The sequence below is a fragment of the Sediminibacterium ginsengisoli genome (assembly GCF_900167075.1).
GTDB lineage: Bacteria > Bacteroidota > Bacteroidia > Chitinophagales > Chitinophagaceae > Sediminibacterium > Sediminibacterium ginsengisoli.
Genome location: NZ_FUWH01000003.1, coordinates 68955 through 91819 on the forward strand (window position 1 = coordinate 68955; position 22865 = coordinate 91819).

The following is a 22865-nucleotide window of genomic DNA, read 5'->3' on the forward strand; positions in this document are numbered from 1 at the left end:
AGAACAGACAATGAAAAAGGTAATCAATATAAACTTCCAGGGCAGGGTGATCCCCATTGAAGAAGCTGCCTACGACCTGCTGAAGCAGTACGTGGAAAGTTTGCGTAAATTTTTTGCCAACGAGGAGGGACGAGACGAGATCATTAATGATATTGAAGGACGAATAGCTGAGCTGTTTGGCGATAGCCTGAAAAAAGGCAGTACCTGTATTACTGAAGAAGATGTAAATAACATCATCGCCAGTATGGGCAGACCTGAAGATTTTGATGAGGAAGAGAACAAAGTGCACTCACAGCTGGGTGGCGAAGAGAAAAAGGAAAGCTATACAGGAAGCGCCGCAGCTTTCGAACCTGTTCAGGAAGGTCGTGGCCGCTTATATCGTAATGATAATGAAAAGATCCTGGGTGGTGTGTGTAGCGGGCTGGCTCATTATCTTAAAATAGATCCTACCATTGTACGTCTCGTGTTTGCGCTGAGCAGCTTTGGTGCGGGAACAGGTATACTGATTTATATCCTGCTCTGGATCATATTGCCATCCAAACCACTGGCAAGCAACCTTACTTCTAAAAGGATGTACCGTAATCCTGAAGAAAAAGTGGTAGCCGGTGTGGCAAGCGGCATTGCGGCGTATTTTGATATCGCGGTATGGATCCCAAGACTCATCTTTGTTTTCCCGCTGGTGGTAGGTATCATTACTTCTATTTTCCGCAACGCATTCTGGTTCGATTTTGATCCGTTCCCCGGCATCATCTTCGGTTCCTTCGGCGGAACGCTCTTTATCACTTATGCTATTCTGTGGGCAGTGATCCCGGAAGCAAAAAGTGCATCGGAAAAACTGGAAATGCGCGGTGAGAAAATAGATCTGAATACAATTAAGAATACGATCCAGGAAGACCTGGAAGGATTCAAGAACCGCGCGGAGAAATGGGGGGGTGAATTCAAGGAAAAAGCGCAGCATTTCGGAAAGGAGTTCGGACACACTGTTGGCCAGAAAGGCGCACAGTTCGGCGCTGAAGCCGGTTATGTAGCCAAGAAAAGCGGTAACAGGTTGCTGAATGCACTGGGTATCTTACTCAAAGCCTTCTTTCTTTTCCTCGCGGGTATCCTGGCTTTTGTACTGTTGATCGCGCTGATCGCGCTGACAGGAGCGGGTGTGGGTGTGTTCCCGCTGAAAGATTTCTTCCTCGAAGGATTCTGGCAGAATGCACTTGCATGGGCAACATTACTGCTCTTCCTGGGTGTGCCGGTAATAGCACTGGTTGTATGGTGCATCCGCCGCATCATGGGTATCAGGTCGGGCAACAGGTATATCGGTTTCACTTTCAGCGGACTCTGGTTCATCGGGCTTATCTGCGGTATCCTCCTCGCAGTCTCCATCACACGCAACTTTGATGCGAGAGCAAGAGAAAAACAGGATTACACGGTAGCACAACCATCCACCGGAAAGCTGATCGTAAAAGTACCGGATACAAAAGTGAAGGTATACGGCCGCTGGTTCAGGATGGATGGCATCATGAGCATGAATAACGACAGCCTCTTCCTCAACAACGTGAGACTGCATATTGTAAAAAGTACCGATTCAGCCTATCATATTTCTGCTTTCAAATACAGCAACGGCAGCGATGAAGGCATTGCACTGCGTAATATCAAAGAGATCAATTACGGTATTAACCAGCAGGATAGCACCGTATGGCTCGACAGAGGCTTCTCTCTGAAACGCGGCACCAAATTCCGTAACCAGGGCGTACAGGTAACCATCCAGGTTCCTGTGGGCAAAAGGATCGAGATCGACAAAAGTGTATCCCGCAGGCTGAACTGGTTCCGCATCCATACCGGAAGAAACGAATGGGATTGGGAAGAGGACGATTGGAGCAACAACTATGAAGACTGGAGCTCTAACGTAGAATATATCATGACTCCCGGAGGACTGGAGAGGGTGAAGAAAGATAAAAAAGTAGAAGAAGACAGGGACGACAGGAAAGAGGTAGAAAGTGAAGCACTGGAGAACTACAAGAAAAGCCGTGAAGACATGCAGAAAGAGCTCGATAAAAAGCAGAAAGAAGCTGAAGAACTGAAAAAAGAGCTCTCGAAGCCACTGGATACAACACGTTACCGTTACCAGAAAGCAGTTTCTTATGAAGATGCTTCCAAACAACTCAAAACAGCAGCACCAGGAGGTGCTCACGATATAGAGCCGGAAAGTGCTGATATGCCGCTGGAACTGATGCGACTGACCATGATGGAACTGGCATCTTAAACTCGGTTGAAGTTGGGAAAACAAGAACCCGGTCCTGTTCCCAGAACGGGGTTCTTCCCTTCTCTTACATTCTTTTGGCGCAGTTGGTTTAACAAGGTGGCAGGAACAATTCTGCCGCCTTTGTTTTTAACAGTCAGCTTTCTCTTATTTTTGCGCCGAACAAAACCTACGATTGATATGAAAAACACCCCTTTTACAGACAAGCACATTGCGCTCGGTGCCAAAATGGCTGAGTTTGCCGGATATAATATGCCTATCAGCTACAGCGGTATCAACGATGAGCATGCGACCGTACGTAAGAATGCCGGTGTTTTTGATGTAAGTCATATGGGAGAGTTCATGGTAAAAGGAGAACATGCACTTGAGCTGATCCAGCGTGTTACATCAAACGATGCATCCAAACTTGTAGCAGGTCAGGCTCAGTACAGTTGTCTGCCCAACGAACAGGGCGGCATAGTGGACGATCTGATCGTTTATTGTATCGAGCCGGGCAAGACCTATATGCTGGTGGTGAATGCATCCAATATTGAAAAAGACTGGAAATGGATCAGTGACAGGAATACCAACGGCGCTGAAATGCACAATATCAGCGATAAGACCTGCCTGCTCGCGATACAGGGCCCCAACGCTACAAAAATATTGCAGCCGCTTGCCGACACTGATATCATGAACCTGAAATATTACACTTTTACCAAGGGTAAATTTGCAGGTGTTGATAATGTGCTGATCAGTGCAACCGGTTATACCGGAGCCGGTGGCGTAGAGATTTATTTTGAAGACAAGGACGGGGCGGCAGCACAGATCTGGGACGCCATCTTCGAAGCCGGTGGCCCGCAGGGGCTTAAACCGATCGGGCTGGGCGCCAGGGATACATTAAGGCTCGAAATGGGCTATTGCCTGTACGGTAATGATATTGATGATACTACTTCGCCGCTTGAAGGAGGGCTGGGTTGGATCACCAAGTTCACAAAAGACTTTACAGCTAAAGATATCCTGCAGGCACAGAAAGCAGAAGGTGTAAAACGCCGCCTGGTTGGTTTTGAAATGATCGAAAGAGGCATACCCCGCCATGATTACCTGATCAAAGATGCCAGTGGTAATGTTATCGGAAAGGTTACCAGCGGAACACAGGCGCCATCTTTAGGTAAAGCGATCGGCCTGGGTTACGTAAGCATTGAACACGCAGCTGCTGATAGTGAGATCTTTATCGACATCAGGAATACGCCGGTTAAAGCCAAAGTGGTTAAACTGCCGTTTGCATAACTTATATATTTCAATAGTTTGCGGCCGGTACTTGTTACCGGCCGTTTTGTTTTGTTCCCTGTGCTCCGCAATGTTTAACCGGTAAGCATTTTACGGACAATCAGCATGCGGTCTCCCTCAAGCGGCAGATAGCCATGATCATAACAGAAATAATAAGTCATTCCTTTCTTACTGGTATGGGTATGTGTGAAGTAATTGAAAAGAAAGCCCTTCGTATAAAGATCCTGTACCGGGGTTTTAACGGCATCGGCAGTTGCAGGCAAAAGTTCCTTTAATATACGCCGGTTGCGATATAAGGTATGGTTGATACTGCGTATGTATTTATTTCCGGCCCCGTTTTGCTGGTTATTGAATGAGCTTCTGCAGTAACTGTCGCAAAAACGTTTATCAGTCCGCCCTTTCACAGGTTTTCCGCATACGGCGCATGTTTTGTTTTCGGTTGTCATAATAATGTTTTTATAAGAATCTGTGTAAAGTAAGCTGTCAAGGCACTGCAATCAAATGCGTATTTGTACGCCATTTATTAATAACGTATAAATACGCATTAAAATATTCTTATTTCTTCGGTATTCTTGCATAGAATAACATCTATTGCTATAATTAAGAATGACCGGATACGTACCAGACATGCTTCCGGTTACATTATTTACCCGTCATTTTCTTTATGCGTTTACTTACGGAAGTACGCGTTTAATATTCGTTTGAGGATCCGTCAGTCATTCATATTTGCCTTGTCATTGCAGGAAATAACCTGTGCTGATTCATAAAAAAGCAAATATGAATGCGATCAAAAACAAAGTACAGTTAATCGGAAATCTCGGCCAGCCGCCTGACATACGGCTCTTCGGAGAAGGCAGGAAAATGGCCATTATCCGTATCGCGATCAACGAAACATTTAAAGATGCAGATGGTGAGAAAAAGACGGATACCCAATGGCATAATATCATAGCCTGGGGCAAGCTGGCAGAGATTGCCGAGAAACATCTTCAGAAAGGGACAGAAATAGCCATTGAAGGCAGGCTGCTCAGCAAAAGTTTTGTTGACAAGAACGGAGTCAAGCACCATACAACAGAAGTACAGGCAACAGAACTGCTTATACTCAGCAAAAAAACATAATAGCAGAAAAAATCATAACTGGCGGCTTCCGTTCATAGAAATCGGTTAGTAGAGAGGGTGTTCTTTTGTGTTTGGTCGTGCGGGTTTCTGTGCTTGTATAATGCCTGCTGTTTGTGCGTTTGCCGACAGGCAGAATTGCGGCACTGACACTACGGTCTGGCAGATGTGGTGAGTCGACGGGTAACCGGCGCAAAGCAGGCATCACAGTTTACCATTTCGTATAACCCTGCATGCCGGGCCGGCTTTTTAAGGCAGGCCCAATTTTTACTTTTCGATACTTTATCTTTGCGGCCTTATGAGCAGCAAACCAACATTGCATACCGTATTATCACCCAGGTTACTTGATATTTACGATATGCCCAATAGTATTGTCGTTATCATTGATGTATTTCGTGCTACTTCAACTATCGCCACGGCTTTATATAATGGTGCAGGAAGAATTATCCCAGTTGATAGTGTGAACAAATGCATTGAACTCGGCAAACTGACCGGAGGTATTACTGCAGGAGAGCGCGATGGCAAAGTGATAGAAGGACTTGCCCATGGCAACTCTCCGGCTGAATATCCACGCTCTTTCATAGAAGGGAAAACACTGGTACTCACAACAACCAATGGTACTAAACTGCTTCATATGGCATTGAATAACGGGGCTTCCGAAATTGTAACCGGCTCCTTTCCCAATCTTTCTGCCGTCTGCGAGCACCTGCTTTCTGCCGGAAAGAATGTGATCCTGGGTTGCTCAGCCTGGAAGGACAGGTTTAACCTGGAAGACACGCTTTTTGCCGGCGCGGTGATACATAATATTAAAAAATATTTCACCATTCACTGCGACAGCAGCCTGATGGCAGAAGACATCTACAACCTGCACAAAGATGATATCTACAGCTTTATCCGTAATACTACGCACTGGCACCGGCTGGCTTCTTACGGACTTGAAGCAGACCTCGAATACTGTGTAACTGCCGATGTTGCCAACATATTACCTATTTACAGGAATGGAGACCTGGTGGCACATAACCGTTAACAAACGTCCGTAAGCCTGGGTAATATAAAAATAAAATTTGCACCAGCTGATACGCTATAGCAGCTCTACCGTATTTTCAGAGATCCGTTACCTCATACAGAATACAGAACATGCCCTGTAAGCTGACCCAGGCAGCCTTAGCCGCTTCGGAATCAATGGGAGTGCTTCCCGGATGATCTGATATTAACAAACATTTCATCCACAATATTTTCAAACAGCATGGGAACTGCCTTGCTTTTTGTTACTTTTGCAAATTGCCCTTTTTCTACTGGCAAACCAGGAATTATACGTGATCGCTATGTGATGGAGCTATGAGAATTTTTCCTGGTATGCCGGGCGGCAACAGAAGTATAAGCTATGGCACTACCCTACCTGATCAAACATATTTACAATACCGGCACTGAAGAAGTGATCCGGAGAGGCAAGAAGATCCATGCCCTCGGGAACGTGGAACTGATGGAGTATGACGAACTCATGGGTAATGTTGTATTCAGGGTGAAAGACGATGGTTATGCCACTTTTTATAAAGTCCATATCAACCAGTTCAAAGACCCTAAAACCTTATCGCTGCGATGCAGCTGCCCTTACAACCTTTCGGAAATCTGCAGGCACAAGGCAGGAGCACTTTTCCATCTCCAGGATATGCTGGATAAAAACCTGCTTGGTGATAAAGATGTGGCATATGAACAACGGCATACCGTTGTAAAAATGAAACAGCTTGATCTGAAATTGATCCGGATGCTGACCTCGCAGGAAAGTTTTGCCGCTGCGGAAGATTACCTCCGCAGCAGCAGATCCAATATACTAGAGGCCAAAGAAGAAAGAGTACAGGCCACACTGGAATATGAGGGTGAAACATACAAGCTGCTTATACAGAAAAACGAAGAACGTAATTTCGATACGAGCTGTACCTGTAACAGCGATACAACGCACCCGCTCTGCGTTCATAAGGTGATACTGTTATTGCAGCTGCTGCATAATTACGGACCGAATTATTTCGACACGATCCGTAACTGGGATAAAGAAAAAAATAAACTGCTTGCTTTATACGGTTATTCCCTCGACGATGACCTGAAGGGAAAATTTGAGTTCACTTATACAGAAGGCAAACCATTTCTGCGTGTACTCGATTCATCCATCAAACGTGTCTCGGCAACGCAGCAGGCAGAAACACGTCCGAAACCCATTGAAGATAAAACGGAATTACCCGAAACTGAGGAAGAACAGGAAAACAAAACATTACTCAGGCTTGGCATTGTGATCGCGGCCAACGAACTACAATACCCCTACCTGCAGCTGGATGCCGTACAAGGTGAACCTGACGAGGACAATACAAAATACACTTCAAAAGTTGCAAGGATAGACCTCGTGAAATTTGTAAACACCGAGAACTTCAACGAAGAAGATAAAATGCTGCTGCAGCAGCTTCGCAAGCTGTTGCCCAATGAAATCAGCCGTTACCTGAACCGCAACTCGCCTTTCAGCGGAATCTGGGAGAATATTGTACAGCAACATGATGATGAGCTGCCGGATGAGACCAGGCATCTGATCAACGAATACCTCCACCCCAAGATCAGGAAAATATTTACTGAACTGACCGGTAGTCCATTTGTGTTCTACCTGCCACCGGGTAAAGCTTATACAACGGCCAACCTGCAGCAGGCAGAGCTTTCGGCACAGTTTATCAGCCCGGAATTTGAAGTCGGCTACGCCAACGGACAATACGAGATTAGTTGTCGGGTGAAATTACCGCTTGCGGATCTTAGTATTGCAGATAATGAAAGTGAAACGCCTCTCCTGTTTCAATACCATAACCAGTTCTACACCTGGCAAAAACCGGAAGATATCCAGGTGATCGAAAAATTCCTGCCTTCAGGAAAGATCACTATCGCCGCAGAAGACTGGGCTTTCCAGTTACAGCAGTTTATCCTGCCGCTTTCGAAAGAATACAATGTCCACTTCAGCAATGTACAGCGTGAAGAACTGAAAGATGTAAAACCGGAAGTGAAAGTGATGCTGAAAGAAAAAGGTGATTACCTTCTGTTCCAGCCTGTATTCAATTACCGTGGCTATGATGTGCGCAGCACCGATAAAGAAAGGATCATTCTTCCCATGGCTGATAAGCTGCTCATCATTCAACGCAATACAGATGCGGAACAGGCTTTCATCGAAAAAATAGAATCGCTGCACTCTCATTTTATCCGTCCTGCTGAAGGTGGAACACTCGCATTGAAAGGAAGCGAGGTATTACGCAATAACTGGTTCTTCCTCTTTGTGGATGCGGCTAAAGAAATGAACATACCTGTCTATGGTTTTGAAGCGCTGAAGAAATTCCGTTTCAATACGGCAAAACCATCTACACGTATTTTTATCAGCAGCAATACCGACTGGTTCGATGCTAAAGTGGAAATAGATTTCGGCGGCCAGAAAGTAACTGTGGACGAAGTGAAGAAGGCACTGGCCAATAAACAACAGTTCGTTCAACTGGAAGACGGCACATTAGGAATTCTGCCGGAAGAATGGATCAGGAAATACGCATTGCTGTTCCGCGTGGGCGACGGGAAATCCGGCTCCATGAAACTGAGCAAATATCATTTCAGTGTAATCGAGGAACTCTATCTGCAGCGCGATGAAGAAGAGCTTTTCTTCCAGCTGGAAGAAAAATACGAGAAACTGAAGGAAAACCATTCCATCAAGGAAATTGCTGCACCGGCTCATCTGAAATCGATCCTGCGGCCTTACCAGGAAAGCGGTTTCCAATGGCTTAATTACCTCCGTGAAGTACATTGGGGCGGTATCCTCGCCGATGATATGGGTCTTGGTAAAACCCTGCAAACGCTCAGCTTCCTTCATTACCTGAAAGAGGTAAACCATGGATTAAAGGCACTGGTGGTTTGTCCTACCACGCTGATGTATAACTGGCAGAACGAGATCAAAAAATTCACACCGGGTATCAGTTTTTATGTTCACCACGGCGGCAGCCGCATGCGCGACAGTTTCCTGAAACATCCTGCCAACGTGATCATCACCACTTACGGAACCCTCAGAAGTGATATCCGCCAGTTTGTGGAAGTAACATTCGACTATGTTGTGCTTGATGAAAGTCAGGCTATTAAAAACCCTTCCAGTAAAGTAACAAAAGCGGCCGGCCTGTTAAACGCAAAGAACCGCCTCTGCCTGAGTGGTACGCCATTGCAGAATAACACTTTCGACATTTACGCACAGATGAACTTCCTCAACCCGGGCATGCTCGGCAGTGTGGAGTTCTTTAAACAGGAATTCTCCATACCGATCGACAAATTCGGAGAAAAGGAGCAGAAAGATCATTTAAGAAAATTATTATATCCCTTTATACTCCGCAGAACAAAAGAGCAGGTAGCCAAAGACCTTCCCGAAAAACAGGAAATGGTCCTGTTCTGCGAAATGGGCGAAGAACAACGCAAGATCTACGATGCCTACCGGAACGATTTCCGCGACAAGATCCTTGGCGTGGTAGAAAACCAGGGCATACAGAAATCACAACTTACCATTTTACAGGGCCTGATGAAACTCAGGCAGATCTGCGATAGCCCGGCAATCGTAAAAGAGGAAGAAAGATACCCGAACGTATCTGTGAAACTGGAAGAGATTGGCCGTGAGATAACAGAGAACATCAGCAACCACAAAGCCCTGATCTTCTCCCAATTCCTGGGCATGCTGGCGCTGATCAAGGAGAAAATGAAAGAACTCGGTGTTGATTATGAGTATTTCGATGGCAGCAGTACCGTAGCTGAACGTGAAAGAGCAATCGAAAGATTCCAGAACGATGACAATTGCCGTGTTTTCCTTATTTCACTTAAAGCCGGTGGCGTAGGTCTGAACCTCACAGCTGCAGACTATGTATATATTGTTGATCCATGGTGGAATCCTGCCGTGGAACAACAGGCGATCGACCGGACTCACCGTATCGGCCAGACAAAAAATATTTTCGCTTACCGCATGATCTGTACAGATACCGTGGAAGACAAAATACTGAAACTTCAGGAACGTAAAAAAAGCCTTGCCAAAGACCTGATCACGGATGATGAAGGCTTTGTCAAGAGTCTTACGAAAGAGGATGTGGAATACCTGTTCAGTTAATTTGTACTTACCGATGTTGGTCGCCTGACCCTGTTCGGAACACATCTTCTCTCGCTGATGCCTTCCGAAGGGGACTCAGCGCAGCACGCACTTGCTATTTTAAAGATGCTCATCAATTCCGACTTTCAGACGGGTGCCGGCATTTGTCGCTCAGGCCGCTGGGCCTCGTCTTTGCGCCAGCGCTTCTTTAGCCTCTATCGAAATGAGCTTCGCTTCATTCCGATTACCTGCGCTTCGCTGGGTACCGAAGCCATAGAGGCGCCTCTGCAAAGACTGGTAGATTTATTAAATTTTTCCGAACATCTGGTGTCGCCTGACTAGTAACGCATCGTCGTCATTGAAAACTATTTAATCTGCGCAGCAGCGATATACTGCTCAGGGTTCTTTTCAAACTCGGTTTTACATTCCTTCGAACAGAAACCTAGCACTTTGCTTTTATATTGAGCGGTATCTGTAATTCCCGCAGTAACAGGCATTCCGCAGGCCGGGTCTTTTTTGTTATCCACCACATCCGCCGTAAAACGATGTTCAGGTGCCATGATGTCTTTGGCAGTAGTATCTTTTGGTGTATTCTCTGCCGTAGCACCATTGCCACAGGATGCAAGCAATAAGCCTGCAGCAAAAAAGGTCAGAACGAAACGCAGTGTTACCAGTGATTTTCTTTTCATAAAAAATGCAGTGTTAGATTTCAGTAAAAGTAATCATTATCCGTTGCCGGTTATTCATACAATAAAGTGTCGTTAATACATAACCACTGTATTATCAATAGCAACAGCCCGAAACAGTTCTCTGTAATGCATTTCAGGCGATTGTTTTACCGCTTTTTTTCTTTGATTCATCGTTTAAAGAAATGTTAAAACGATAGCTGCCTTTTTAAGCTATGGTTTCACCGATTATTTGAATGGCATTCCCAACTATCACAGTAGTTTTCCGCTGAAATTTAATGAACCCATAAACTTGAAAAAGGAATTTACATTCGTTTTTCAATCATACTGATCACTTATGAGCAAATTTTTACCATTCCTGGCATGCATTCTATTCTCTATTGCTTCCTGGGGCCAGAATACCGGTACCGTCAAAGGTAAACTGGTAGACACCGTAGGAAAACAATCCCTGAAAGATGCAACAATCACCATCCTCAACGGAAAAGACTCCACACTGGAAGTATTCGGCCTCTCCAAAGCGGACGGCAGCTTCTCAGTAACGAATATTGACCTCGAAGAAATGATACTTCAGGTAAAATTCCAGGGGTATGAAACAGTTTGGCGTAAGCTTAACTTTTCAAAATCCAATACCACTATCGATCTCGGATCCGTGTACATGAAAACACAGGATAACGATCTGGGTATGGTTACTGTAACCCAGTCTCCCATCCAGATGAAGAAAGATACCGTGGAATTCAATGCATCTGCATTCAAGACAAAACCTAATGCTGTAGCAGAAGATCTGCTTAAAAAAGTACCTGGCATCCAGGTAGATAAAGACGGTAATATCAAAGCCCAGGGCGAGCAGGTACAGCGTATCCTCGTAGACGGAAAGCAGTTTTTCGGTAATGACCCTAAAATGGCTACCCGTAACCTGCCTCCGGATGTGATCGACAAAATCCAGGTTTTCGACGCCCTGAGCGACCAGAGCGCATTTACCGGCTTCGACGATGGTAACCGTATCAAAACAATCAACATTACTACCCGTAAAGACAAACGTAAAGGCTATTTCGGTAAAGCTGCCGTTGGATTCGGTGCGAAAGACGACGAGGGCCTGTACGATAACAGCTTCAATTTCAGCCGTTTCAATGGCGATCAGCAGATCACCCTTATCGGCCAGGGTAACAACGTAAACAAACAGAACTTCTCTGTTCAGGATATGCTTGGCTCACTCGGCGGTGGTAACTTCGGCGGTGGCGGCGGCAACTTCGGCGGCGGCGGTGGCCGTGGCGGTGGCGGAGGTGGCGGCATGACGATGGTCAGCGGCCTCTCCGGAAGCGGAAGCGGCGGCGGTATCGTGAATACCTGGGCCGGTGGTCTGAACTACCGCGATAACTGGGGTACCAAAACCCAGTTCTACGGAAGCTATTTCTACAACGACCAGCGCACTTACAGGGATCAGAAACGTTTTGACCAGTACATTACCAATAATCCTGATTCTTCACGCCTGAGCAATTCTGTACAATCGTCTATGACGCATAACCAGAACCACAGGATCAACATGAACATCGAACACCAGTTCGATTCAAATAACACGCTGATTATCAGACCAAATATCAGCTTCCAGAAAACTTATTCCATCACAGAACAGATGAGCGAAGTTTCTATCCTCAATAAAGGTGTTACAACCAAACTGAGTGATGTGAACATGCGTAACACTCGTGAGAACTCTGGTTATAACGCAAGCATCGACGCAACTTTCCGTCACCGTTTCCTGAAAAAGGGTAGAACTTTCTCTCTGAACCTGAACGGCGGACACAACACGAACGATGGTACGGGCGAGAACCTGACGATCACCAATAATTACAGTCTCAACACAAAGGATACAACCAACCAGATCTATTCCAGTAACCCGGAGACCAAGAATTTGTCGGTGACGGCTTCCTATACCGAGCCAATCGGAAAAAACCAGATGATCGAGCTGAATTATAACTACTCTTATAATAACAATACTTCCGGTAAACAGACTTATGCCTATAATAAAGCCACCGGCAAATACGACCTCCCGGTAGGCAACCTGAGTAACCTGTTCGAAAATGACTTCACTTCCAACAGGGCAACTGTCAGCTACCGTATCCAGAACGCCAAAGTGAACTTCAGCGTGGGTTCGGGTATCCAGGTGGGCGACAGGAAGAGCCATAACCTGACCAAAGACAGCGTGCTTACCCAGCATTATGTGAACTTCTTCCCTACTGCTAACCTGAACTACTCTTTCACTAAAACCAAGACGCTGAGGATTTTCTATAACGGTCGTCCTGGTCAGCCAAGCATCGATCAGTTACAGCCTGTAACCGACAACAGCAATGAGCTGAATGTAAAAATGGGTAACCCCGATCTGAAACAGCAGTTCACACACAGCATCCGCCTGTTGTTCAACTCATTCGATATGTTCACCCAGCGCCTGATTTTCGCAAGCGTGAATGCAAGCTTCGTTCAGGATGATATCCAGAATGCTACATTCAGCCTGCCCAACGGTGGTCAGCTGACCAAACCGGTAAACCTGGGCGGAACCTACAATATCAACGGTTTCGTGAACTACGGTTTCCCGATCAAAAGCCCTAAGAGCAACCTGAACCTGAGAGCTGTAGCTGCGTTGAGCCAGAGCCAGGGCCTGGTGGATAACAGGAGCAACTACACCCGCAATACAAGCCTGGGTGGTGAAGTAGCCTGGACTACCAACCTGAAGGACAATTTCGATATGAACTTCACGTATGCGCCAAGCTTTAACATGGCGAGGTATACACTCAATCCTAAGCAGAATACCAACTATGCTTCGCACCTGATCTCTACAGACGCTACCTATTACACACATAGCGGCTGGGTGTTAGCTACCGATTTTGATTACACGATCAACACCGGACGTGGTGAAGGATATGACCTGAATATCTTCCTGTGGAATGCAAGCCTGTCTAAACAGATCCTGAAAAACAAGGCCGGAGAGATCAAATTCTCTGTGTTCGATCTGCTGAAACAGAACAAAAGCATCACTACTACTGCAAGCGCCAACTCATTCAGCAACGTGCAGAACAAAGTGCTGAGCCGTTACTTCATGGTAACGTTCACCTACAACCTGCGCAGGTTCGGTGCACAGGGTCAGCAGCAACGCGGCGGAGACCAGCAGCGTATGCCTAACATGATGCGTATGGGTGGCCAGGGCGGCGGCCAGATGCGTATGGGCGGCAACGGTGGCGGCCGTGGTGGTTTCGAATAATCGTATAACGCTTATATATCCCCTTCCGGAGCCGTTTCAATTGAAACGGCTCTTTTTTTTGCAGGCTAACACCCGTAAGCATAGTGTTAACCAAATTTTCATAAATAAAATCCCGTATTTATTGGAAACTGTTATACTTTTACGCCCTCAAAAATTGTACAAGCTATTTATTAAGTGAAGCACTTGTTCAAACATATCATGACAGTTTTATTCAGCGGTCCGCAACCGATGCCGGTACCTGTGTATAACCGTCTCCCGCAATCCCGACGTGGTTGCTGATAGGACGAGCAACTGGCACTTGCCCCTATCAGTGGAAAATCCCCCGGAATCTCCTTTCGACACTGAAAGTGTTTTCTTTTCACGTTATTAATTTTTCAAGTTGGAACAAAAGATCATTGTTCGTATAGCCAATAGTGGCGACGCACATTATGCTCAAACCATCACTGATGAGATGGAAGCCTCGGCCAAAGCACGTGGTACCGGTATTGCCAAACGCAGTCCCGATTATGTTGCCATGAAAATGAACGAGGGCAAAGCTGTTATCGCGTTGCTTGAAGACGGTACCTGGGTAGGCTTCTGCTACATTGAAGCCTGGGGCCATGATGAATTTGTTGCCAACAGCGGCCTGATCGTTGCACCTGAATTCAGGAAAAGCGGCGTTGCCAAACAGATCAAGCAGACCATTTTCAATCTTTCCAGGGTGAAATACCCGCAGGCGAAAATATTCGGGTTAACTACCGGCCTTGCCGTGATGAAGATCAACAGCGACCTGGGTTATGAGCCTGTTACCTACAGCGAACTCACAGATGATGAGGAGTTCTGGGCCGGCTGTAAAAGCTGCGTGAACTATGATATCCTCATGAGCAAGAACCGCAAGAACTGCATGTGTACCGCAATGCTGTACGATCCTGCAGATCATTATGAACCGGAAGAAACTTCAAACGATTTTAAAAAGAACTCCAAATTATACGAACGTTTCATGAAGATCAAGCAGAGCAAGCTCTTGCGCCTTTTCAGGAAACGCGAAGGGAACGGCGGCAACGGCGGTAAGCCCAGGTCTTTATTCCATCATTTTTTCCATATATAACCGTAAGATTTTTCAAACAAGCATAACCTTAAGAAGATGAGCAGCAACCAGACAAACAACAATCTCCCCGCAGGTTCCAAAGTGGTACTTGGCTTCAGCGGCGGACTGGACACTTCCTACTGTGTAAAATACCTGACCGAGGAGAAAGGGTATGAAGTGCATAGTGTTATTGTAAATACCGGCGGATTCAGCCAGGAAGAGCTGCAGCAGATCGAGCAGCATGCTTACCGCCTGGGTGTAAAAACGCACACTACGGTTGATGCTGTAAAAAGTTATTACGACAGCATTCTCAAATACCTTGTATTCGGGAATGTATTAAAGAACAATACCTATCCCCTGAGCGTAAGTGCAGAAAGGCTCAGCCAGGCATTACATATTGCCGAACACGCCAAAGCACTCAATGCCGCCGCAGTTGTACACGGCAGTACCGGCGCGGGTAACGACCAGGTTCGTTTCGATATGATCTTCCATATCATGATCCCGGGCGTGGAGATCATCACTCCGATCAGGGACCTGAAACTGAGCCGCGAAGAAGAGATCGCCTACCTGAAATCGAAAGGTGTGGACATGAACTTTGAGAAAGCCGCATACTCCATCAATAAAGGTTTATGGGGTACCAGCGTTGGCGGTAAGGAAACACTGAATTCCAAAGGCATCCTGCCCGAAGAAGCGTGGCCGACGCAGGTCACCAGGAATGATGCGGAAGAAATAAAACTGCATTTCGAAAAAGGACAGCTCACTGCCATCAACGATCAGCAGTTTGATCATCCGTCCGATGCCATTCGTCACCTTCAGTCCATTGCCGGTCCGTTCGGTATCGGAAGAGATATTCACGTGGGCGATACCATCATCGGTATCAAAGGCCGTGTTGGCTTTGAAGCCGCAGCGCCGATGCTCATCCTGAAAGCACACCACGCACTCGAAAAACACGTACTTACCAAATGGCAGCTCGGCTGGAAAGACCAGCTGGCACAGTTCTACGGTAACTGGCTGCATGAAGGACAGATCATGGACCCGGTAATGCGCGATATAGAAGCTTATTTTGAAAGCTCACAGGCTAATGTAACCGGCGACGTATTCATACAACTGATGCCTTACCGTTTCCAGGTGATCGGTATTGAATCTGCATACGATCTCATGAGCAGCAAGTTTGGTAAATACGGTGAAATGAATAACGGCTGGAGCGGCGATGATGTAAGAGGCTTCTCCAAGATCTTTGGCAACCAGACCGCGATCTACCACAGTGTAAAGGATAGTGCAAAGTGATAAAGCCTGTTTCCATACAGGAACCATTACTCCATTATAACTGGGGCGATGGCTGTGATGGCTGGACACTGGTTGAAGAGCCCTCACTCTCTGTAAAACGGGAACGCATGCCGGCCGGAACAGCCGAAGCATTGCATTATCATCAACAGGCACAGCAGTTTTTTTATATTCTCAGCGGAACAGCCACATTCGAGATCAGCGGCGAACGCATACAGGTAAACGAACAGCAGGGACTGCACATACAGGCAGGCCTGCTGCATCGCATTCTGAATGAAACGAACCAGCCGCTGGAATTCATTCTCTCATCCCAGCCTTCCACAAAAGGCGACAGAATAAATCTATGACCATGAAACAGCTTAAAGCAGGCATAATAGGCGGAGCCGGTTATACGGGCGGGGAAATGATCCGCCTGCTGATCAATCACCCGGCAGTGCAGATCGCTTTTGTACACAGCACAAGTAATGCAGGCAATCCGGTGAGTAAAGTGCATGCCGACCTGCTTGGTGAGACCGAAATTCGTTTTACAGATACATTCAGTAATGACGTGGATGTGCTGTTCTTATGCGTGGGGCATGGTGATGCGGCCAAATTCCTTGCTGCGAATGAAATCGCTCCGCATGTAAAAGTGATCGATCTCTCTCAGGATTTCAGGCTCAGTGCCAATGCCATAGCCGCAGGCCGCACATTCGTTTACGGTCTTCCGGAACTGAACCGTGAAAGCATTAAGTCTGCATCAGATATCGCCAATCCGGGTTGTTTTGCTACTGCCATACAACTTGGCCTGCTGCCACTGGCACAGGCTGGCGTGCTCGGCGATGTGTATACCACAGGCATCACAGGCTCTACCGGCGCAGGCCAGGGACTCAGCGCCACCTCGCATTTCAGCTGGCGTGCCAATAATATCCAGGCTTACAAGACACTGCAGCACCAGCATATCAACGAGATACACCAGAGCCTGCAGCAGTTACAGGGCAACGATGGCATGCATGTACATTTTGTTCCATGGCGCGGTGATTTTACAAGAGGGATCTATGTGACTTCGATCATAGACTGCGGCCTTCCGCTGGAAGCCATCCGCGAACTCTATGTTCAGTATTATGAGCAGCATGCGTTTACACATGTAAGCAATAACATGATAGACCTGAAGCAGGTGGTGAACACCAATAAATGCCTGCTGCATGTTGAAAAACAGGGCAACAAAATTGCAGTTCACAGCGCTATCGACAATCTTTTAAAAGGCGCAAGCGGACAGGCAGTACAGAACATGAACATTCTTTTCGGTCTCGATGAAACAACCGGACTGAAACTGAAAGCAAATTATTTTTAACAGGTATCAAATACAGCAAGCAAGATGAAGCTATTCGACGTTTATCCACTCAATAATATTTCCATTGTCAGAGCACAGGGTTCTTATGTATGGGACGACAAGGGCGTTCAGTACCTTGATATGTATGGCGGGCATGCCGTGATCAGCATTGGTCATACGCATCCGCATTGGGTAAAACGAATAGAAACGCAGCTGGAACAGATTGCATTTTATTCCAATTCAGTGATCATACCGTTGCAGCAGCAACTGGCAGCAAAACTGGGTGATCTCAGCGGCAAGGAAGATTACCAGCTCTTTCTCTGCAACAGCGGCGCTGAAGCCAATGAGAATGCGCTGAAGCTGGCTTCCTTTCATAACGGCAGGAAAAAGATCGTTGCTTTCCGTAAAGCGTTTCATGGCAGAACCTCACTTGCTGTAGCGGCTACGGATAACCCTGCCATTGTTGCGCCAGTGAACGAAACAGACAATGTGATCTTTCTTCCATTCAACGATACTTCAGCACTTGAAGCCTGCTTTGCAGCACACGGAAATGAAATTTCCTCTGTGATCATTGAAGGTATGCAGGGCGTAGGTGGTATCAATATTGCCACAGCAGAATTCCTGCAGCGGATCCGCCAGCTTTGTGATGATCATGGCGCGCTGTATATCGCAGACAGCGTACAATGTGGTTACGGCAGAAGCGGTAGATTCTTTTCTCACGACCGTGCCGGTGTAAATGCAGATATCTATACGATGGCCAAAGGAATGGGCAATGGTTTCCCGGTGGGCGGCATCCTGATCGCTCCGCACATACAACCTAAACACGGTATGCTCGGGACCACATTCGGCGGTAACCAGCTGGCATGTGCGGCATCACTGGCCGTACTGGAAGTAATGGAACAGGAAGCACTGATGAAGAACGCATCCGAAACAGGAAACTTCCTGATGCAGGAACTGAGACAGATTCACGGTATCCAAAATGTACGTGGCGAAGGCCTGATGATCGGTTTTGAAGTACCGGATTCTTTAAAAGACCTCCGGAAAGTACTGCTGCATGAACACAGGATCTTCACCGGAGAAGCAAAACCAAACGTGATCCGCCTGCTGCCATCACTGGCGCTGACCAGGGAACTGGCAACGGATTTTCTCAATGCGCTTAAAACAGCCATTGCAGGAATACAGGCAAAAACAAATTAATCCAACAACCAACATCACCAATAAAGAGGCGCGGAGTATGAAACAATTCATTTCGGTTCAGGACGTAACAGACATCAACCAGCTGGTAAAAAAAGCACTGGCCTATAAAGCCGATCCTTTTGCCGACAGGCATCTCGGAGCCGACAAACGCATCGGGCTGCTGTTTCTCAACCCCAGCCTGCGCACAAGGCTGAGCACACAGGTGGCTGCACGTAACCTGGGCATGGAAGCTATTGTTTTCAATGTAGACAAAGAAGGCTGGGCCCTAGAATTTGAAGAAGGCGCCATCATGAGTGGCAGTACCGTTGAACATATCAAGGATGCCGCACCGGTACTCGGCCAGTATTTCGATATCCTCTGCATCCGTACTTTTCCTTCGCTGAAAAACAGGGAAGACGATTACAGTGAGATGTTCATCCACCAGTTCATCAGGTACGCCGGTGTGCCGGTGGTAAGCCTTGAAAGCGCCACGCTGCACCCGTTACAATCACTTACAGATATCATTACCATACAGGAAGATCTGCCGCTGCGCCAGCTGGCCAGGAAACCAAAAATCGTACTCACCTGGGCACCTCACGTAAAACCGTTGCCGCAATGTGTGGCCAACAGTTTCGCCCAGTGGGTGAATGCATGGGGCGAAGCCGATTTCGTGATCACACACCCGCAGGATTATGAGTTGTCTGAACAATTCACAAAAGGCGCCGTCATCACCCATAACCAGGACGAAGCGCTCAGGGATGCAGATTATGTATATGTGAAGAACTGGAGCACCTTCAACGATTACGGCAAGATCTACGAGAACGACCCCAACTGGATGCTGACCGAAGAAAAGCTCGCTGTAAGCAACCAGGCTAAAGTAATGCACTGTTTACCTGTAAGAAGAAATGTGGAGCTGAGCGACGAGATCCTCGACAGCACACACAGCCTCGTAACCAAACAGGCCGGTAACAGGGTTTGGGCAGCACAGGCGGTACTCGCCTCCATACTTCAGCATCAATAATCTATCTTACCTAAAACATTCTGCTGTGGCCAAGTTAATAGTTATAAAAATAGGTGGCAACATCATCGACGATGAGAACAGGCTAGCCGGTTTCCTGCAATCTTTTGCTGCCGTGGAAGGCCATAAAGTACTGGTACACGGCGGCGGTAAACTCGCAACCAAACTGGCAGCCACATTGGGTGTGGAACAGCAAATGGTAGACGGGCGCCGCATTACCGACGCCGAAACACTGAAGATCGTAACCATGGTGTACGCCGGTTATATCAACAAGAATATTGTGGCGCAGCTGCAATTGGCAGGTTGTAACGCCATCGGTCTCTCCGGCGCCGACGGTAACGCTATCCTCGCACATAAACGTACAGGCCAGCAGGTCGATTACGGTTTTGTAGGGGATGTGGACTCAGTGAATACAACACTTTTCAGCAACCTGCTTTCTCAGAACATCACTATTGTGGCCGCACCCATCACACATAATGGCCAGGGGCAGCTGCTTAACACCAATGCAGATACCATTGCCCAGGAAATTGCGCGGGCACTCAGCAATGCTTACGAGGTAACGCTGGTTTATTCCTTTGAGAAACCGGGAGTGCTGCTGGATGCAGAAGATGATACTACGGTGATCAAAACCATCAATCCTGCTGAATATGAGCGTCTGAAAGCAGAAAAGCTGATTTTTGCAGGGATGATCCCTAAACTGGACAACGCTTTTTCTGCCCTGCGCAGCGGTGTCCGCAAAGTGATCATCGGCAAAGCCGAGCAACTGCCGCAACTGATCAGCGGCGAAACCGGCACCACCATTCAAGAGGAATAATATATGCAGCACCCTGATATTTCTACATACGCAGCAGATGCGATCGGTTTACTGAAACAACTCATCGCCACACCTTCTTTCAGCCGCGAGGAAGACCAGACCGCTTTGCTGCTGGAACGGTTCCTCGAACAAAGAAACGTTCCCGTTCGCAGGCTGATGAACAATGTATGGGCGGTGAACAAACACTTCGATGCCCAAAAACCTTCGCTGCTGCTCAATTCACATCATGATACCGTAAAACCGAACAAAGCATACACGCTTGATCCGTTTACACCCCTGGAAGAGAACGGACGTTTATACGGTCTGGGCAGTAATGATGCCGGCGGATCGCTCGTATCGCTGCTTGCTGTTTTCCTGTATTACTATGAACGTACTGACCTGGCCTATAATCTGGTATTTGCCGCTACGGCAGAAGAAGAGATCTCCGGAAGACAGGGGATAGAATTACTCGTACCCGAACTTCCACCCATCAGTTGCGGCATCGTGGGCGAACCTACGCTCATGCAGATGGCACTTGCCGAACGCGGGCTGCTTGTACTGGATGTAACCATACATGGCAAAGCCGGTCATGCTGCAAGAGAAGAAGGTGAGAATGCGCTGTATAAAGCAATGGATGCAATAGACTGGTTCAGGAATTATAAGTTTGAAAAAGTGTCGCCCTTGCTCGGCCCGGTAAAGATGACCGTTACGGTAATTGAAACAGAGAACAAAGCTCATAACGTGGTGCCGCCGGTCTGCAAATTCGTGGTAGATGTGCGTGTAAACGAATGTTATACGTTTGAAGAAGTGTTGCAGACTATCCGGGAACAGGTAAATGCAGATGTGCAACCGAGAAGCCTGCGCATGCGTTCTACATCCATCGGCACAGATCATCCGCTGGTAAAAGCAGGAGCTGCATTGGGAAGAACCGGTTATGGTTCGCCTACCACTTCAGACAAGGCGCTGATGCCATTTACAACGCTGAAAATGGGTCCGGGCGATTCAGCGCGGAGTCATACAGCAGATGAATATATTTATACGGCTGAAATAGAGGAAGGCATTGGCCTTTATATCAGCCTGCTCAACCAGATTTTGTAACAGTATATTGGCTGGGCTAGTCCGGCAGCCGCTTAAAGCATCCGATTATGAAACTATGGCAAAAAAACACTGATGTATCAACCGCTGTTGAAACATTCACAGTAGGCAGGGATCCCGAATTTGACCTGCAGCTGGCGCCGTTTGATGTGCTGGGATCTATGGCCCATGTAACTATGCTTGCAGAAGTGGGGCTGCTCAATAAAGAAGAAGTAAAACAAATATTAACAGCACTCGGCAACATCTATCAGCAAACGACCGATGGCAGTTTCAGCATTCAGCCGGGCGTGGAAGATGTACACTCGCAGGTAGAAATGCTGCTCACGGAAAGACTGGGCGATGCAGGCAAGAAAATTCACAGCGCGCGAAGCCGGAACGACCAGGTGCTGGTAGATATCAAACTTTTTCTCCGCAATGAGATCGCATTGCTGGTTAAGGAAATACAGCCTTTTTTCGAACTGCTGATCAGCCAGAGTGAAAAGTATAAAGACCATTTACTGCCTGGTTACACACACCTGCAACTGGCAATGCCCTCTTCTTTCGGGCTCTGGTTCGGCGCTTATGCGGAAAGCCTTACAGACGATATGCTGACGCTGCAGTCTGCCTATAAAGTGGTTAATAAAAACCCATTGGGTTCTGCAGCAGGTTATGGTTCCTCCTTCCCTATCAACAGAACACTCACCACAAAACTCCTGGGTTTTGCCGAATTGAATTACAACGTGGTGTATGCGCAGATGGGTCGCGGTAAAGCAGAACGTATTACCGCAATGGCTTTGGCAAATGTAGCCGATACCCTTGCGAAAATGAGTATGGACGCCTGCCTTTACCTGAACCAGAATTTCGACTTCATCAGTTTCCCGGCGGAACTCACTACAGGTTCCAGCATCATGCCGCATAAAAAGAATCCTGATGTGTTTGAACTGATCCGTTCTCACTGTAACCGCATCAAGGCATTGCCGAATGAGATCATGCTCATGACCACCAACCTGCCCTCCGGTTATCACCGTGATCTGCAGTTGCTGAAAGAACATCTTTTCCCGGCATTCACCACGCTGAAAGACTGTATCCGCATGGCAACCCTGATGCTCGGGAACATCAGCATCCGCACTGGTATTATGGAGGAAGAAAAATACCGTTATGCATTCAGCGTGGAAGAAGTGAATAAACTGGTGCTCCGGGGTATTCCGTTCCGTGATGCATACAAACAGGTGGGAATGGCTATCGAAGAAGGAAAATTCACTTATGATACCAGCCTGGCACATGTGCACGAAGGCAGCATCGGCAACCTCTGCAACGAACAGATCGGCAGCATGATGAAAAATACGGTTCAGGATTTCGGCTTTGAAAAAGTAAACCAGGCCATTGATCAGCTGCTCGCTTCAGGCGGCGCATAAACGATTCTTGGCACAATCAGATAAAAATTGTTGTTT

General features: G+C 47.1%; 17 protein-coding genes. 15 read left to right on the forward strand and 2 right to left on the reverse strand.

Annotation, left to right across the window (positions count from 1 at the left end):
- Positions 1–10: 10 nt before the first annotated feature.
- Together B5D42_RS06020 and gcvT are read left to right on the forward strand one after the other, a co-directional pair.
- Positions 11–2257, forward strand: coding sequence for a PspC domain-containing protein (locus tag B5D42_RS06020; protein WP_078830572.1), 2247 nt, complete (start codon positions 11–13; stop codon positions 2255–2257).
- Positions 2258–2434: 177 nt separating this feature from the next.
- Positions 2435–3520, forward strand: a complete 1086-nt coding sequence (gcvT, locus tag B5D42_RS06025; protein ID WP_078830960.1) for a glycine cleavage system aminomethyltransferase GcvT — start codon at positions 2435–2437, stop codon at positions 3518–3520.
- A gap of 74 nt (positions 3521–3594) precedes the next feature.
- Here gcvT and B5D42_RS06030 read toward each other — a convergent pair whose 3' ends face one another.
- A complete protein-coding gene (locus tag B5D42_RS06030) occupies positions 3595–3966 on the reverse strand; it encodes a DUF2116 family Zn-ribbon domain-containing protein (RefSeq protein ID WP_078830573.1) in 372 nt (123 codons plus the stop codon).
- 331 nt (positions 3967–4297) lie between these two features.
- Here B5D42_RS06030 and B5D42_RS06035 point away from each other — a divergent pair, with 331 nt between their 5' ends.
- From B5D42_RS06035 to B5D42_RS06045, 3 genes are all read left to right on the forward strand, one after another.
- Positions 4298–4636, forward strand: a complete 339-nt coding sequence (locus tag B5D42_RS06035; protein ID WP_078830574.1) for a single-stranded DNA-binding protein — start codon at positions 4298–4300, stop codon at positions 4634–4636.
- A 295-nt stretch (positions 4637–4931) separates the two neighbouring features.
- The gene (locus tag B5D42_RS06040) at positions 4932–5660 is read left to right on the forward strand and encodes a 2-phosphosulfolactate phosphatase (RefSeq protein ID WP_078830575.1); all 729 of its coding nucleotides are present in this window, start codon (positions 4932–4934) and stop codon (positions 5658–5660) included.
- A 357-nt stretch (positions 5661–6017) separates the two neighbouring features.
- Positions 6018–9779: a DEAD/DEAH box helicase gene (locus B5D42_RS06045; RefSeq protein ID WP_078830576.1), complete on the forward strand. Its 3762-nt coding sequence runs from the start codon at positions 6018–6020 to the stop codon at positions 9777–9779.
- A 344-nt stretch (positions 9780–10123) separates the two neighbouring features.
- On the opposite strand, the gene B5D42_RS06050 is transcribed toward B5D42_RS06045, so the two are convergent.
- Entirely contained in the window at positions 10124–10447 is a 324-nt protein-coding gene (locus tag B5D42_RS06050) for a YHS domain-containing protein (RefSeq protein ID WP_078830577.1), read from the reverse strand.
- A gap of 334 nt (positions 10448–10781) precedes the next feature.
- Between B5D42_RS06050 and B5D42_RS06055 the strand changes: the two genes are divergently transcribed.
- The 10 genes from B5D42_RS06055 (at position 10782) to argH (ending at position 22829) form a co-directional block, all read left to right on the forward strand.
- Positions 10782–13694, forward strand: a complete 2913-nt coding sequence (locus tag B5D42_RS06055; protein ID WP_078830578.1) for an outer membrane beta-barrel protein — start codon at positions 10782–10784, stop codon at positions 13692–13694.
- A 379-nt stretch (positions 13695–14073) separates the two neighbouring features.
- Positions 14074–14781, forward strand: coding sequence for a GNAT family N-acetyltransferase (locus tag B5D42_RS06060; protein ID WP_078830579.1), 708 nt, complete (start codon positions 14074–14076; stop codon positions 14779–14781).
- 36 nt (positions 14782–14817) lie between these two features.
- Positions 14818–16047 carry an argininosuccinate synthase gene (gene argG, locus B5D42_RS06065; RefSeq protein WP_078830580.1) on the forward strand — a complete coding sequence of 410 codons (1230 nt, stop codon included), beginning with the start codon at positions 14818–14820 and terminating at the stop codon, positions 16045–16047.
- On the forward strand, positions 16044–16391 hold the full coding sequence (locus tag B5D42_RS06070) for a cupin domain-containing protein (RefSeq protein ID WP_217698793.1): 348 nt from the start codon (positions 16044–16046) through the stop codon (positions 16389–16391). Before argG ends, B5D42_RS06070 begins: the two co-directional genes overlap by 4 nt.
- Positions 16392–16393: 2 nt before the next feature.
- Positions 16394–17374, forward strand: coding sequence for an N-acetyl-gamma-glutamyl-phosphate reductase (gene argC / locus B5D42_RS06075; protein WP_078830962.1), 981 nt, complete (start codon positions 16394–16396; stop codon positions 17372–17374).
- Positions 17375–17398: 24 nt separating this feature from the next.
- Positions 17399–18550, forward strand: a complete 1152-nt coding sequence (locus B5D42_RS06080) for an aspartate aminotransferase family protein (protein ID WP_078830581.1) — start codon at positions 17399–17401, stop codon at positions 18548–18550.
- A gap of 37 nt (positions 18551–18587) precedes the next feature.
- Entirely contained in the window at positions 18588–19550 is a 963-nt protein-coding gene (locus tag B5D42_RS06085) for an N-acetylornithine carbamoyltransferase (protein WP_078830963.1), read from the forward strand.
- Positions 19551–19575: 25 nt separating this feature from the next.
- On the forward strand, positions 19576–20361 hold the full coding sequence (gene argB, locus B5D42_RS06090; RefSeq protein WP_078830582.1) for an acetylglutamate kinase: 786 nt from the start codon (positions 19576–19578) through the stop codon (positions 20359–20361).
- Between the two features lie 3 nt (positions 20362–20364).
- The gene (locus tag B5D42_RS06095) at positions 20365–21438 is read left to right on the forward strand and encodes a M20 family metallo-hydrolase (protein ID WP_078830583.1); all 1074 of its coding nucleotides are present in this window, start codon (positions 20365–20367) and stop codon (positions 21436–21438) included.
- A gap of 47 nt (positions 21439–21485) precedes the next feature.
- The gene (gene argH, locus B5D42_RS06100) at positions 21486–22829 is read left to right on the forward strand and encodes an argininosuccinate lyase (protein WP_078830584.1); all 1344 of its coding nucleotides are present in this window, start codon (positions 21486–21488) and stop codon (positions 22827–22829) included.
- Positions 22830–22865: the final 36 nt, after the last annotated feature.